The organism is Paenibacillus motobuensis (assembly GCF_039521865.1).
Classification (GTDB): domain Bacteria; phylum Bacillota; class Bacilli; order Paenibacillales; family Paenibacillaceae; genus Fontibacillus; species Fontibacillus motobuensis.
Genome location: NZ_BAAACX010000023.1, coordinates 19,241 through 34,194, shown reverse-complemented (window position 1 = coordinate 34,194; position 14,954 = coordinate 19,241). Strand labels below are relative to the sequence as shown.

At 49.7% G+C, this 14,954-nt stretch carries 7 protein-coding genes; 5 read left to right on the top strand and 2 right to left on the bottom strand.

The window, feature by feature from the left end; translation table 11 throughout:
- The first annotated feature begins 238 nt into the window (after nt 1-238).
- Nucleotides 239-1,609 (top strand): class I SAM-dependent rRNA methyltransferase, encoded by a 1,371-nt coding sequence (locus ABD014_RS21835; protein WP_343864860.1) that lies wholly within the window; start codon nt 239-241, stop codon nt 1,607-1,609.
- Nucleotides 1,610-1,712: 103 nt separating this feature from the next.
- Here the strand turns inward: ABD014_RS21835 and ABD014_RS21830 are convergent, their stop codons facing one another.
- Entirely contained in the window at nt 1,713-2,615 is a 903-nt protein-coding gene (locus ABD014_RS21830; RefSeq protein WP_343864858.1) for a DMT family transporter, read from the bottom strand.
- A 140-nt stretch (nt 2,616-2,755) separates the two neighbouring features.
- On the opposite strand from ABD014_RS21830, the gene ABD014_RS21825 reads away from it, so the two are divergent.
- The gene (locus ABD014_RS21825; RefSeq protein ID WP_343864855.1) at nt 2,756-4,183 is read left to right on the top strand and encodes an aminotransferase-like domain-containing protein; all 1,428 of its coding nucleotides are present in this window, start codon (nt 2,756-2,758) and stop codon (nt 4,181-4,183) included.
- 443 nt (nt 4,184-4,626) lie between these two features.
- On the opposite strand, the gene ABD014_RS21820 is transcribed toward ABD014_RS21825, so the two are convergent.
- Nucleotides 4,627-5,655, bottom strand: coding sequence for a LacI family DNA-binding transcriptional regulator (locus tag ABD014_RS21820; protein WP_343864853.1), 1,029 nt, complete (start codon nt 5,653-5,655; stop codon nt 4,627-4,629).
- A 247-nt stretch (nt 5,656-5,902) separates the two neighbouring features.
- Here ABD014_RS21820 and ABD014_RS21815 point away from each other — a divergent pair, with 247 nt between their 5' ends.
- The 3 genes from ABD014_RS21815 (at nt 5,903) to addA (ending at nt 14,892) form a co-directional block, all read left to right on the top strand.
- Nucleotides 5,903-6,952, top strand: coding sequence for a 2,3-butanediol dehydrogenase (locus ABD014_RS21815; protein ID WP_343864851.1), 1,050 nt, complete (start codon nt 5,903-5,905; stop codon nt 6,950-6,952).
- A 226-nt stretch (nt 6,953-7,178) separates the two neighbouring features.
- On the top strand, nt 7,179-10,745 hold the full coding sequence (addB, locus tag ABD014_RS21810; RefSeq protein WP_343864849.1) for a helicase-exonuclease AddAB subunit AddB: 3,567 nt from the start codon (nt 7,179-7,181) through the stop codon (nt 10,743-10,745).
- The gene (addA, locus tag ABD014_RS21805; RefSeq protein ID WP_343864847.1) at nt 10,705-14,892 is read left to right on the top strand and encodes a helicase-exonuclease AddAB subunit AddA; all 4,188 of its coding nucleotides are present in this window, start codon (nt 10,705-10,707) and stop codon (nt 14,890-14,892) included. The genes addB and addA overlap by 41 nt, the downstream gene beginning before the upstream one ends.
- Nucleotides 14,893-14,954 lie beyond the last annotated feature (62 nt).

The window sequence follows — 14,954 nt, the reverse complement described above, 5'->3', positions numbered from 1 at the left end:
CGCTGCGCTCCTCAGTCCCTAGCTTCATCCAACCTTCTCGGTGCTGAAAAGCGACCTTTTTGAACATTAATTTGTAAGAGGTAGTTCAAAAAGTTCGCTTTTGATCCCGATACAATAGGCGTACAAGTTACTTATATGCCGCCGATGGGACATCCATGCCCGCAGGGACAACTGAGGGTCTGGTTATCAGCAAAAGCGCTAATCATAATTATTGAAATAAATGAAGGAGTGGACGCAATTGGCATCCGTTATATTACACAAAAGCCGTAAAAAGCGCTTGGAACAAGGACATCCTTGGGTATACAAAAATGAAATTGAGCTTGTAGAGGGTGAACCACAGCCGGGAAGCCTGGTGCAAATTTATGATCATCGCCGCAAGTTCCTCGCAACTGGATATTACAATCCAGCTTCACAAATCACCGTACGTGCCGTATCCTACCTGCCGCTGGAGAAGATGGATGTTGATTTCTTCATCACGCGATTCAGCGAATGTTTGAACCATAGAGTGAGATTTGTAGACGGAGATGCTTACCGAATTGTCTATGGTGAGGCGGACTTCCTGCCGGGCCTGATCGTGGATCGCTTCGCAGATGTACTTGTCGTGCAGTTGTTGACGCTTGGCATGGATCAGTGCCGGGAGGCAATCGTCGAGGCGCTGGTGAAGGTGCTCGAACCGACAGCCATATACGAACGAAGCGATGTGTCCGTGCGGGAGATGGAAGGCCTTGAGCAGGTGAAGGGTCCGTTATATGGAGATGCGCCTCGTTACGTTACGATCTTGGAGAACGGCTTAAAGATTAAGGTGGATATCGAGCAAGGGCAGAAGACAGGATATTTCTTCGATCAGCGTGAGAATCGGGCCTCAATTGAGCCGATTATGACTGGATGGGGGAGACGGAGCGGGATTGAGCTGAAAGAGGTTGCTGAGCCTGGAGAAGAGCCTAAGCTCCTGCCGGTCAACGCCAACGGTAAGGTAGTAACCTTCCCGTATTGGGATGGCGCTACTGTACTGGAATGTTTTTCTCATACCGGAAGCTTTACGCTTCATGCATGTAAATACGGTGCGAAAAAAGTAACCTGTCTCGATATTTCTGAGCACGCGATTGAAAGTGCGAGAGTTAATGTGGAGTTGAACGGATTTACAGACCGTGTTGAATTTGTTGTCGCTGACGCCTTTGATTACCTTCGCAGTCAGGCAAAGGGTGTTGACGAACGGAGCCGCCGCGCAGTGAAGGAAGGCAAAGTAGATACTTCCGTGCCGATGACGGCGGGAGGCGGAAGAACTTGGGATGTCGTTATTCTCGACCCACCGGCATTTGCTAAGACGAGATCCGCAGTGAAGGGCGCTTGCCGCGGGTATAAGGAGATTAATCTACAGGGCTTGAAGCTGGTGAATGAGGGTGGCTATCTGGTTACGGCCAGCTGTTCTTACCATATGCGCCCTGATTTGTTCCTTCAGACGATCCAGGATGCAGCCTTTGATGCCGGCAAAATATTGCGTCTTGTCGAGTGGCGCGCTGCGGGTAAAGACCATCCGCAAATCCTTGGCGTGGATGAAGGGCACTATTTAAAATTTGCGATCTTCGAAGTTCGCAGCAAAACATTCTGAGCCCTCTCCAGGATAAGCAGTATTGCTCAATCCGGAAAGTGACTTATCAGTTCTAAATGAAAATCCGGAAGACTCGCGTGGAAGAGTCTCCCGGATTTTTTCACTATCTTCGCATTTGCACTACTCTGACTTTCAGGTTATCCAGATTAATTACAATAATACCGACGATAATTGTGATTCCGCCTAGCACCGATACAAGTGATATCGGCTCGCCATATAGAACAGCGCCAACACATAAAGCGATAAGCGGCGAAATATACAGCCAGGTCGATGGGAATACGGGATTTGTCTTGGCAATTAACCAATAGAAAATAGTATGTCCGGTCATTGAACCAAGGACGATTAAGTATAAGAGCGGAAAAATCGCATGTGGGGTAAACATCACCGTGAGATCAACCTTCTCCGTGAATAGAGATAGAATGAGCAGTAACGTCCCGCCATATATCATTTGGGCTGCGTTCAGAGCGATTGGAGATTCATTCTGGAATCGCTGTACGACGCGGCGCGAATAAACTGTGCCGGCTGAATAGAACACCTGGCCTATAAGGACTGCAGCACATCCAAGCATCCATAGCTTGCTGAAGCTCACCGTAATACCTGGCAGGAGCAGCAGCACAATGCCGATAGTGCCCAGGAGACACCCTGTGATTGAACTTAAGGACAACCTCTGCCGGGTAAGGAAAGTTTGCAACAGTAAAATCATTAACGGAGCGGTTGCCGACAAGATCGCCGCAATCCCTGAGCTCAAATACTGCTCGGCCCAGTATAGGGTTGCAAATACGCCGAAGGTTAGTCCTGCCCCCGTCAATAGCATCTCCTTCCGTAGCAGTAGGGAGAAGCTTGCTCTTCGTCTAGCTACCATGTATGACAATAGAATGCCGCCTGCGGCCAGAAAGCGAATGCCTGCCGAGAAAAAGGGCGGTGCTCCAGCATCAATCCCAAGTTTAATCGCAAGAAAAGTTGTTCCAAAAATAAGACACATTAGCAAGTAGTTCATCAATATCATGTCTATTCCTCCTTAGTATTGTTTTATAATAAGATGGAGGTAATAGAACAGATGATATAGGATAGAACAGACCTAGCCACTAATAGGTATCATAATAATAATCATGTGTAATAAGAATAGCGGAAGAAGGAGGACAACTGGTGGGAAAACGTATTATCCCGAATGCGAACTCGGACAAACTGTTCGAGCAAATATATGACTTTCTACTAGAGCGGATCAAACGCGGGGAGTGGAAGGCGAATGAGAAGCTTCCCTCCGTTCGGACACTGGCTGCGGAATTTGAAGTACATCGTCTGACTGTCTTCAAGGCTTATCAATTGTTGAAACAGAAAAATATGGTGTATGTGAAGGATAAATCCGGCTATTACGTCCAGCCTGGCAATGAGTTGCCGCCCGGTGCGCAGCAGGACCCGATCATTTCAGCTTATGTACATGATAGTTACCTTTCTGAGATTCACCAGGTGCAGGCCTCCTATCAGTTCTCGAAAGCGTTGTTGGATCCAAATCTTCTGCCTAATCGCTACCTTTCTGACTATGTAAAAAGAGTATTCGATCTGTATCCGAAGGTGCTGGGAACCTACTCGACCACACAGGGGGATCTGGAGCTGCGTGAGTCGTTAAGCCGTTATTTCACGGAGCGGTATCGTTGTGACCTAAGCAGTCAGGATATTCTGATCACTTCCGGTTCGCAGGAAGCCATTGATCTGCTCGCCAGAGTATTGGTCCGACCGCGGGACGTTGTACTACTGGAACGGCCAACCTACAGTCCGGCGATCGACGTATTCCGGAGGCAGGGAGCTGAGATTGTTCCAATTGAGATTACCCCTTACGGGTATTGTCTTGAGCAGGTAGAGAAGCTCATCCAAAAATATAAACCGCGGCTATTTTACATGAATCCGACCTTTCAAAATCCGACGGGATACACCGTACCTGCGGAGCAGCGAAAGAGGCTGGTTGATCTGGCGGCGGAACATCAATGCCTATTAATCGAGGATGATTCGAATCCGGATATTTATTTTGAAGAGGCTCCGCCTGGGCCGTTCTTCACTTATGACACTGCCGGCTATGTCATCTATATCCGCAGCTTCAGTAAATATATCGCTCCGGGCCTGAGCATAGCAATGGTTGCCTGCCGGCCGGGGATTATGAATTATTTGCTTAAGGCCAAATCATTGTCCGACAGTGGTACGCCGCTGCTGAATCAGAAGATTTTCCTGCACTACTTCTTCTCGGAACGAATGCAACAGCATTTAGAGAAGCTGCGGATAGCGCTTGCGATACGCAAGGAAATCATGGAGGAGGAACTGTCAGCCACCGGTTGGCAGTGGAGCAGCCCTGCTGGCGGCTTTAACTTGTGGATTCAGCTGCCGGAATCAACCATCATGGATAGGCTGCTTGCAAGTTCCCGAGAGCGATCGATCACCTTTGTGCCAGGTTCGATTTGTGACCCACTGAGGGAGATGAATACATGGATCCGTATGAGCTACTCCTACTTGAATGAGCAGCAATTACGGGAGGGGCTTAGAAGATTTATCAGCCTCTATAGCGAATTGTTTTCGGGAATATAATAGTCTTCATGCAGCAAGGGGAGTAACTTATCGTGGGGATATTCCACATTTTTAACCGCCAAAGTCAATTGAGCTCGCGAAGTGTACGAGACATAACTATCAGGATTCTTCCCTGACATGAGGTGCGGAATCCTAAAACTATCGTGATCGCACTTATCAAGCGGTCAAAAATGACCGTTAGAGCAAGAAAAAAACAAATTCGCCTTCTTAACGGACACTTTTGACCATTAGAAGCTAAAAATGTGGTCTTCCGCGACATTTCTCCCTTGTAATGGACATTATTGTCCGTTAAAAGTGCTGGATACCAATGGATCTACTTCTAACGGTCAATAATGTCCGAGTGATCAGGTTAAAACATGGGTATGTCAGCTTTGAGCACGCAAAGGGGCGTCTTCAAGTCGGAAAATCAACTTTTGCGACAGCCCCTATAAACACGAACTCAGCTATTCAATATATTGGGTAGTACGGGTTCGGGCCAAACTGGACTCCCTGACGAAGAGGCGCGGCTCAAACTGAACCCGCTCATACAGCCCGATTTTCTGTTCTTGGATGCGTTGCAGCAGCAGCTCGGTCGCCACCTTAGCCACTTCCGAACCCATAATGGAGACGGAGCTCAGCTTGGGTGTAGTTATCGCGCACAATATATTGTTATCGATTCCGACTATAGCGATATCTTCAGGTACACGGATACCCAGTTCCTTGAAACGGTTCAGCAGCCCAATCGCGACCATGTCGTTACCAGCATAGATCGCATCCGGCATATGGGCCAGGTTCACGAAGTGATCGGCAGCCCTGGCTCCAGTCTGAAGCGAGAAATCCTCACCGAAATAGACGAGCGAGGGATCCACATGATCAAGCGCATCCTCATACGCGAAAAATCTCTCCTCGATAATCTCCTTTTGCGCACCTGCGTAAGCAATTCTTGTTCTGCCAATGCTGATCAGATGCTCCATAGCCAGCTTGCCCTCCTGGGTGGAGAGACTGACGATGTCCGCTTTTGTATCGGAATCTAACTTTTTACCGTAATTGATAATGGAAATGGGCAGCTTGGATTTGTTAATGAGATCCTTGAGCGTCTTAGGATATGCCAGGGGCAAAATAATAAGCCCATCCACATGGAGCTTCTTAATATCACGCAGTACCTCCAGCTCTGATCTCACATTGCCTAATGTATTGATTTGTACGACACGGTAGTCGAAATATTTGGCGGCTTGTTCGACTGAGTAGGCAATTTCCGGAATAAAAGCGTTGCGAATATCAGGTACAGCCAGCGCAATCTGCTTCGTCTGGCGAAGCTTCAGATTCTGCGCATTCGAATTGGGAACAAAGCCGAGCTCCTCCACGGCTGCTAATACCTTGGCTTTCGTCTTAGGACTAATTCCGCCCATATTATTAATAGCTCTAGAGACAGTCGCGATTCCGACTCCAGCCTTCGCGGCCACGACCTCAATCGTAACTTTATTCTTCTCCAAATAGGATCCCCATCCTTACCAGTTTCGAAATCATTTCCACAAATGTTAACCTAATAGCTACGAATTATTATAACACACCCTCATTATCGTGAGTAATGTCATAGCTAAAAAAATAATACAGTCGTTGACACGACGTTAGCAAAGTGCTAGAGTTGGTTCAGGAAACGTTTCCAATAAAGATATATGAATTTCCGGATAATATGCTTAATTTTATTTTATTTTTAATACATCTAAGGGGATGGAATAGATGAAAGCACTAAGATGGCATGGTCAAAGAGACTTGCGCTTAGAAAATATTGAAGAACCGGCTGCTAAACCGGGTAAAGTGAAAATCAAGGTCGAATGGTGCGGTATTTGCGGCAGCGACCTACATGAATATACAGCAGGACCAATCTTTATTCCTGAAGGTACACCACATCCAATCACCGGAGAGAAAGCTCCTATCGTAATGGGCCATGAATTCTCCGGACAAGTTGTTGAAGTCGGTGAAGGAGTAACTAAGTTTAAAGCTGGCGACCGTGTTACTGTTGAGCCAATTTATGCATGTGGTCATTGCGAGGCTTGTAAAGCCGGTTATTACAACCTGTGCTCTACCATGGGTTTCCTTGGCCTTGCAGGTGGCGGCGGCGGTTTCTCCGAATATGTAGCTGCAGACGAAGCTATGGTTCATAAAATTCCTGACAATATTTCCTATGAGCAAGGCGCTCTAGTAGAACCTTCTGCTGTTGCGCTTCATGCTGTCCGTCAGAGCAAACTTAAAGTCGGTGACAAAGCGGTTGTATTTGGCGCTGGCCCAATCGGCTTGCTCGTTATCGAAGCTCTGAAAGCTTCCGGCGCATCGGAAATCTATGCAGTCGAGCTTTCTCCTGAACGTAAACAAAAAGCAACGGAGCTTGGTGCGATCGTCATCGATCCTAAAGAATATGATGTAGTCGAAGAGCTTCACAAACGCACCAATGGCGGCGTGGACGTTGCCTTCGAAGTTACAGGTGTTCCTCCAGTGTTCACTCAAGCGCTGAACTCGACAAGAATTGGCGGCGAATTGATGATCGTCAGCATCTTCGAGAAAGAGACGGCTCTCCATCCTAACAATGTAGTCATGAAGGAACGCAGCATCAAAGGCATCATCGGATACCGCAACGTATTCCCAGCCGTAATCAGCTTGATGGGTCAAGGATACTTCTCGGCTGATAAGCTCGTAACCAAACGGATCAAGCTCGATGATGTGATTGAGGAAGGCTTTGAAGCTCTTCTGAAAGAGAAGAATCAAGTGAAGATTCTCGTAAAAGCAGAATAAGAAATTAAAGAATAATTTCATTTAAAAGATATATTGACGATGGTTTCTCGGTCCTGGACTGGGAGCCATCGTCTTTTTTTTGGTCGTTTTGATCGAAAAACACTTCAATTACCTATATCTAGGAACGTACATTCTTATTTCCTTTTGATATGATATACTGAATCATACAAAATAAATTGGCTATTACACATTGAAATAGATTCCAAGTGGCGTTAGGAGGAATTTTATGTCACTTCAATTCATTATCGGCCGGTCGGGTAGCGGCAAGAGCAGCATGATACTGGATGCGATCACCACAGAACTGCGGTCTAATCCGACGGGTTCACCGCTGATTCTGCTTGCTCCCGAACAGGGGACCTTCCAAATTGAACAAGCTATTTTAAATGCGCCTGGATTGCATGGGACAGTACGGGCTCAGGTTCTAGGCTTCCGCCGTCTGGCTCTGAGGGTGATGCAGGAGACGGGGGGTTCAGCGCTTGTGCCGATCAGTGATGAAGGCAAAAAAATGCTGCTCTACAAAATCGTTAGACGTCATCAGGACGAATTAAAGTTGTTCGGGAAGTCAGCCGATCAGCTCGGTCTGATTGAGCGTATGAATGATTTATATACTGAATTGAAGAAGCATAATGCCGACTTCTCGCGTCTAGAAGAACATATCGACCTATTGGAGAGTTCCTCTAGAACTTCATTGTTGTTAAGAGACAAAATAAGCGATCTGAGCATTGTTTTCCGGGAATTCGATACAGAGCTCGCTAAATTTTATATAGATGCAGAGGACCATGTGTTCAAGCTTGCGGAAGGCGCTGAGGAATCGTCCTACTTGCGCGGTGCGAATATTTGGATCGATGGCTTTCAGACCTTCACCCCGCAGGAATATTTGGCGCTTAAGGCGTTAATGAAGACGGCCGCAAGTGTGACGGTAGCCCTGACCTTGGATCGCGCTTATGATGATGGATTACCGCCGCATGAGCTTAATTTGTTCTATCCGACGGCGGTTACATATATGAAGCTTCGTGAATTGGCTCTGACAGCAGGTATTGAGGTCAAAGATACTGTGCTGCTGGATGCCAGACCTTATCCTAGGTTCAAAGGCAGTGAGACGCTCTCCTATCTGGAGTATGCGTATGAACGCCGTATACCGTGGCGAGAGGATGCAGCACCTAAAGATATGTCTAAATCGCTTCATATGCACGGAGCCGCGAATAGATTGGCCGAGGTAGAGAGAGCGGCGCGCGAGATGGTGAGATTGGCCCGGGATGAGGGTGCCCGGTGGCGTGATATGGCTATTTTTGTGCGGAAATTGCAGGATTATGAGCATGTGATTCGTCCTGTGTTCGCGGATTACGGAATCCCGTTCTTTATGGATAAAAAAGCGAGCATTCTCCATCATCCGTTAATAGAGTTCATTCGTGGTGCGCTGGACGTGGTGCTGCGGTTCTGGCGCTATGAGGATGTGTTTCGCTGCGTCAAGAGCGAGTTCCTGCTTCCCATGGATGGCAGTCTCACACGTGAGGATATGGATGTACTGGAGAACTATGTGCTTGCCAGTGGAATTCAGGGCTATCGCTGGTATGATGGACGGCCGTGGAAGAATGCCCCGAGTCTATCGCTGGAACTGACCCAGGATACGGATGGCGAGGGAGTGTCTGATAACAGAAAGCTCCGTCGTCTGGAACAGTGTAGAAACCTGATTAGTACACCGCTGTATGCTTTCGAAAGAAGGCTTAAACGTTCGGGAAATGTGCGTGAGATGTGCGCTGCTGTCTATCATCTGTTGGAGCAGATCGAAGCGCCGCAGCGGCTCGATACGATGGCTCATACCGCGCTTGTGCAGGGTCAGCCACAGCTTGCGCTGGAGCATCGTCAGCTCTGGGACGCCGTACTAGGATTGCTTGACCAGATCGTAGAGATGATGGGCGATGAGGATCTGGGGCTAGAGATGTTCTCCGGCATACTGGAGACAGGGCTCAAGGATCTGAAGCTGGGCCTGGTTCCACCTGCCCTGGATCAGGTGCTGGTTGGGAGCACGGATCGGACTCAGACAAGCCATGTTAGACATGCTTTCCTGCTAGGCATTAATGAAGGAATCATGCCTTCAAATTTGCAGGAGGAAGGGGTGCTGAGTGACCAAGAACGCGTACGGCTAAGTGAAATCGGACTTGAACTTGCCCCGGGAATGACACGTAGGCTGCTTGATGAGAGACTTCTAATCTATGGGGCTATCACCGCTGCTAGCCATTCTTTATGGCTGAGTTACCCTATCGCAGATGAGGAGGGCAAGCCGCTGCTTCCATCCGAGGTTATACGCCAGATGAAGAGGATCTTCCCGGCTTTGCAGGAGGGTTATCTTAACAGAGGGACTGATGTAAGCGAATCGTTGGACAGTCAGCTTGAGCATATACATCGACCTCTTCCTACCTTAACCAATCTGATCGCGCAGCTGCGGAGTTGGAGGTCTGGCCTGGAAGTGTCTCCGGTATGGTGGCGAGTGCTTGAATGGTACAGAACCAAGGAAGAGTGGCAGGATACAACGGAGTTTCTGCTCGGCTCATTGAATTATCGGAATCGCGCTAACGGACTTACCCCTGCAACCAGTCATAAGCTGTACGGCAAAAGACTGCGGACAAGCGTGTCTAGAATGGAGAAATTTTCAGCCTGTCCGTTCTCACACTTTGCCGCTTACGGCTTGAAATTGAAGGAAAGACAAGTTTACCGGCTACAGGCACCGGACATCGGCCAGTTATTTCACGCTGCACTGAGCATGATGGCCCTTAATTTTAAAGATCAGAATCGGAGCTGGGGAAGCCTGACGACAGAGGAGTGCCTGCAGGAGGCTGAGTCTGCGGTAGACAAGCTGGCTCCCAAGCTGCAGGGGGAAATTCTGCTCAGCTCGCATCGTTATGGCTATATTACACGCAAGCTGAAAAATATCGTCGGCCGCGCTTCTATTATTCTGGGTGAGCAATCACGCCGAGGTAGCTTCGAGCCGATTGGTCTGGAGTTGGACTTCGGTCCGGGACGAACATTGCCGCCGCTGACTTTTCAATTACCTAATGGATGTGTCATGGAGATCGTAGGTAGAATCGATCGCGTAGATGTGGCAGAGAGTGATCAAGGCTTGCTGCTGCGCGTCATTGACTATAAATCGAGCCAGACAGATCTGAGGTTGCATGAAGTGTACTACGGGCTATCCTTACAGATGCTTACGTACTTGGACGTACTCTTATCCTCTGCCGAAGCCTGGCTGGGAGAACCTGCGCTACCTGCAGGCACGCTCTATTTCCATGTCCACAACCCGCTGCTGCAGAGCAGTAACGGCATGAGCGTCGAACAGGCCCAATTGGAGATGCTGAAGCGGTTTAAGCTGAAGGGCTTACTGCTGGCCGACCGGGAAGTGATCTCCAAGATGGACAATCAACTGGAAAAAGGATATTCGGATATTCTGCCGGTCGCAGTTAAAGCGGATGGTGGGTTCTATAGCAGTGCAGCCGTAGCTACGCTGGATCAGTGGCAATCTTTGCTCGGTTCTGTGCGCGGCATTATTTCGGATATCGGCACACGTATTACCGATGGCAATGTAGATATCGCCCCTTACCGGCTAGGCAGCGAGACGGCATGTACTTACTGCTCTTACCGGTCGGTATGCCGATTTGAAGGCAGTCATGAGGATAACGGCTATCAAGTGTTGAGCAAGCCGGGCAAGAATGAGATTTGGGAGCTGTTTGATGAGCTGGGAGAAAGGGTGAGCGAGAATGAATATACCGAAGCCGCAAGGAAGCTTCTGGAGCGATGATCAATGGCGTGCTATTACGCTGACCGGCGGGGATATTCTCGTTGCGGCGGCAGCCGGGTCAGGCAAGACAGCGGTACTGGTCGAGAGGATCATCCGTAAGCTATCTTCGCGGGAACATCCGCTCGACGTCGACCGTCTGCTCGTTGCTACATTTACCAAGGCAGCCGCATCGGAGATGAGAGGGCGGATTCGTGAAGCGCTGGAGAAGGAGTTGGCGCAGGATCCGGGAAATGAACATCTTACACGACAGTTGGCGATGCTTGGGCGCGCTTCGATTACGACGTTGCACTCCTTCTGTATGGAAGTAATTCAGCGCTACTACACTCTGATTCCGCTGGATCCAGGCTTTCGAATTGCTTCAGAGAGCGAGACGGCACTGCTCAGACAAGAGGTTCTGGAGAAGTTGTTTGAGGATAAGTATGCCTCAGCAGAGGAAGGAAACCGCTTCTTAAGCCTGGTCGATTGGTTTGGTGGTGAGCGGAGTGATGATGCGGTTTTCTCCCTGGTGTTGAAGCTATATGATTTCGCACAGAGCCATTCTTGGCCGGAACACTGGCTGCTAGAAGCAGCTGATGCTTTTGCCGCTCCAGATACGGCTGCGCTTGAGAACAGCTTATGGGTCCAGAGCATTGTCCGCGATACGGAGCTCGCGTTGATCGGGGCTGCGGATTTGCTAAGGCAGGCTCGTACGATTGCCGAGGCTCCGGGTGGTCCCCAGCCCTACGCGATTACATTTGAAGATGATATACAAGTGATCGGTGGCTTATTGACTGCGGTTCAGGAACGTCCGTGGGCCGAGCTATATGATGTTTTTCAATCCGTAAGCTTTGGCAAGCTGAAGCCATGCAAGAAGGACCAGACAGACCCTTTGCTGCAGGAGCGGGCCAAAGCGCTGCGTGAGGAAGCAAAGAAGCTGGTTAGTGAACTGCAGACTCAGCTATTCGGACGTACTGCAGAGGCTTATTTAGCCGAGTTGCATCAATCTGCGCCTCTAATGAAGGAGCTTGCTGAGCTGATCGCTGAGTTTGGTGCTCGCTACCGTACGGACAAGACAGCCAGAGGCTGGCTTGACTTTGCCGACTTGGAGCATTATTGCCTGCAAATCCTACGGCACCCTGACTCGAGTCAGGGGAATTTACAGCCATCTTCGGCTGCTCTCGAATATCAGGCCCAATATGATGAAGTGCTGCTCGACGAATATCAGGATACGAATACAGTCCAGGAGGATATTATCTCCCTGATTGCCCGGACTTCTCCTGGCAATCGCTTCATGGTCGGCGATGTGAAGCAGAGTATCTATCGGTTCCGGCTTGCAGAACCTGGGTTATTCCTACAGAAGTATCGTAGCTACGGGGACAAGATTGGCGAACAAGGGTTGAGGATCGACTTGGCCCGGAACTTTCGCAGCCGCCAAGAAGTTGTTAATGCGGTTAACATGCTGTTCAGACAGATGATGAACGAGAGCGCGATGGAGATCGAATACGACAAGCGGGCCGAACTCGTGTATGGCGAGGGTTTCCCTGACATTGGACAAAGCCGAGATGAATATTGTCCCGAGCTGCTCTTGATCGATCGCAGCAAGGATAGTTCGGCTTCCGTGACTGAAGCGGATAGTGCTGACGGAGCAGATGGCGGGAGCGGCGAGACGGAGGAAGCCATTGAGCTTGAGGCTGTACAGCTGGAGGCGCGGGCAATAGCAGAGCGAATTCGCAAGCTGCTTGGCGAAGGCGGACGGCCGCCGCTGCAAATCTATGATAAGCAGTTACGAGCCATGCGTCCGGCTGGCTATCGTGATATGACGATTTTGCTCAGATCAACGCTGTCTTGGGCGCCTGTCATGATTGAAGAGCTGCGGCGCGAGGGGATACCGGCTGCGGCTGAGTTGAGCCAGGGATATTTCCAGGCTTCTGAAGTAGACACGATGCTGGTGTTGCTTCAGGTGATCGACAATCCGCTTCAGGATATACCGCTGGCTGCTGTACTCCGCTCGCCGCTATATGGCTTCTCGGAAGAAGAACTGGCTGAGATACGCCTTGCAGCCGAGCGCGGTCATTTCTATGATGCTGTTCTGAGCGCCTCTCTGAGTGAGGCTGGTCATTTCGGAGAAGCAGAACTGACGAAGAACGGTTCGAAAAGCAGTCGGGTGATTGCGGAGGATGATGGTACAGCAGAAGATCTCCGTCTAGGAGAGAACGCGAGTGTAGTGAATGAAGTGAGCACAGCTAAGATCGGCAGCGCTAATGAGACCCATGCGGCTGAAGATAGAAGCTCAGCACCACTGGCCGTAAGGCTGCAGCGTTTCCTAAGTCAACTTAGCGATTGGCGAAATCGTGCCCGTGAAGGTGAGCTTAGTGATTTAATTTGGGGGATTTACCGCGATACTGGTTATTTAGATTGGGTCGGTGGTTTAGCGGGAGGAGCACAGAGACAGTCCAACCTGCGCGCGCTGTATGATCGTGCCACCCAGTATGAGTCTGCGACTTCATCCAGGGGGTTGTTCCGCTTCCTTCGCTATATCCAGCGGCTTAAGGACAATGGAGGAGACTTGGGCGCTGCTGCCTCGGCTGAGGGGCAAGAGGATGCGGTCAGCATCATGACGATTCATAAGAGTAAAGGGCTGGAGTTCCCGGTTGTATTCGTCGCTGGGCTCTCAAGAATGTTCAATCGTCAGGATCTGAACGCACCTTTTCTGATCCATAAAGAGATGGGCTTCGGTCCAAAATTCATCGATAGCGAGCTCAGAGTCAGTTATCCGACCTTGCCCAATTTGGCAATCCGCAGACGGGCACAAATGGAACTGTTGGCCGAGGAGATGCGGGTACTTTATGTGGCACTGACACGGCCGAAGGAGAAGCTGATTCTTGTCTCGTCTGTCAAGGATCTGGCCAAGTCCGCCCAGAATTGGGGCGGAGTGCTTGAGGTTCAAGATGAACGGCTGCCGGATTATGTGCTCGTGCGAGGCCGCTGTTATCTTGACTGGATCGGCCCGGCGCTGATACGACATGCTGCGGCTTCTGAGCTGCGCAGGTTCGGAGGACTGCCGGAGACAACAAGCGCGGCGCTTGCTGAGAGTTCAGCGGCTTGGGCAATTAAGTTAGTAAGCGCACAAGAGATAGTAGTACCGACGGCACATATTGAAGCAGCGGCAGCAGGGATGGGCGGAGCTGTCGAAGAATTCGACTTGAAATTACTGAGGGCTGATGAAGAGGCAAGGACGGAATCTGAACGGGATGAGCTTGATCGTATGATTGAGTCCCGATTGAATTGGGTGTACCCGCATACTGCGGCCACACGGATCTCTGCGAAGACATCGGTGACCGAGATGAAGACGCTGCATCATGCCGAGGAAGAAAGTGCGGTCAGTCTTTTTACCGCAGTTGAAATGAAGCAGGAAATGTCTCAAAATGCGGAGCAGGTGGAATTCAAATTGCATCTGCGAAGACCTCGCTTCATGGAGCAGGCCAAATTGACTCCAACGGAACGTGGAACAGCGTATCATACGGTTATGCAGCATTTGCCTTTTGACAAAGGCGGAGACGAGTCTGTCGTCGCCGAGTTGCTGCAGGCATTAATCGATAAGAAGATTATGACGATGGAGCAGGCTGGGGAGATCGATACAGCTCGTATCGCTGAATTCTGGAATAGTCCGATTGGGGAATTACTGGACCGTGCGGACTGGATCAAGCGCGAGCTGCCGTTTAGCTACGGACTGTCGGCTGCCGAGGCGTATCCAACTCTAGCACCTATAGCTGAGCAGTTTGCTACGCCAGCTGCGATGACTAGGGGCTATGGAGACATGGGGGATACAGCTTCTGATAGCTTGGCATCGGATAGTGAGAACTCGCTTAATACCATGGTAGGGAGTGCAAAAGATCCCGACAAGCTAAGCATGTTTCCAGGTTTGGATAGCGAGACTGTCCTGATTCAAGGGGTTGTTGACTGTTTATTTTACGCAGATGGCAAACAGTATTTGCTGGATTACAAGAGCGACAAGGTACTGGAGCACCGTGGAGGAGTAGAAGCGCTGGCCGAGTCCTATCGCTTCCAGCTGGATCTGTATGCCAAGGCAATTGAAGATATTACGGGCGTCCCGGTAGATGAGAAATGGCTGTATTTCATCGATAGCGGCGACGTGGTAAAGCTGTGAGGTAGGCATTGACGCGGCTGAGACAGAAACTGAAGACGATGATAGATAACTTAGATAGGTAA

What these genes read in the sequence shown, in the direction of transcription:
- addB (WP_343864849.1), top strand. Translation starts at nt 7,179, where the DNA reads ATGTCACTTCAATTCATTATCGGCCGGTCGGGTAGCGGCAAGAGCAGC.
- ABD014_RS21830 (WP_343864858.1), bottom strand. Translation starts at nt 2,615, where the DNA reads ATGATATTGATGAACTACTTGCTAATGTGTCTTATTTTTGGAACAACT.
- addA (WP_343864847.1), top strand. Translation starts at nt 10,705, where the DNA reads ATGAATATACCGAAGCCGCAAGGAAGCTTCTGGAGCGATGATCAATGG.
- ABD014_RS21815 (WP_343864851.1), top strand. Translation starts at nt 5,903, where the DNA reads ATGAAAGCACTAAGATGGCATGGTCAAAGAGACTTGCGCTTAGAAAAT.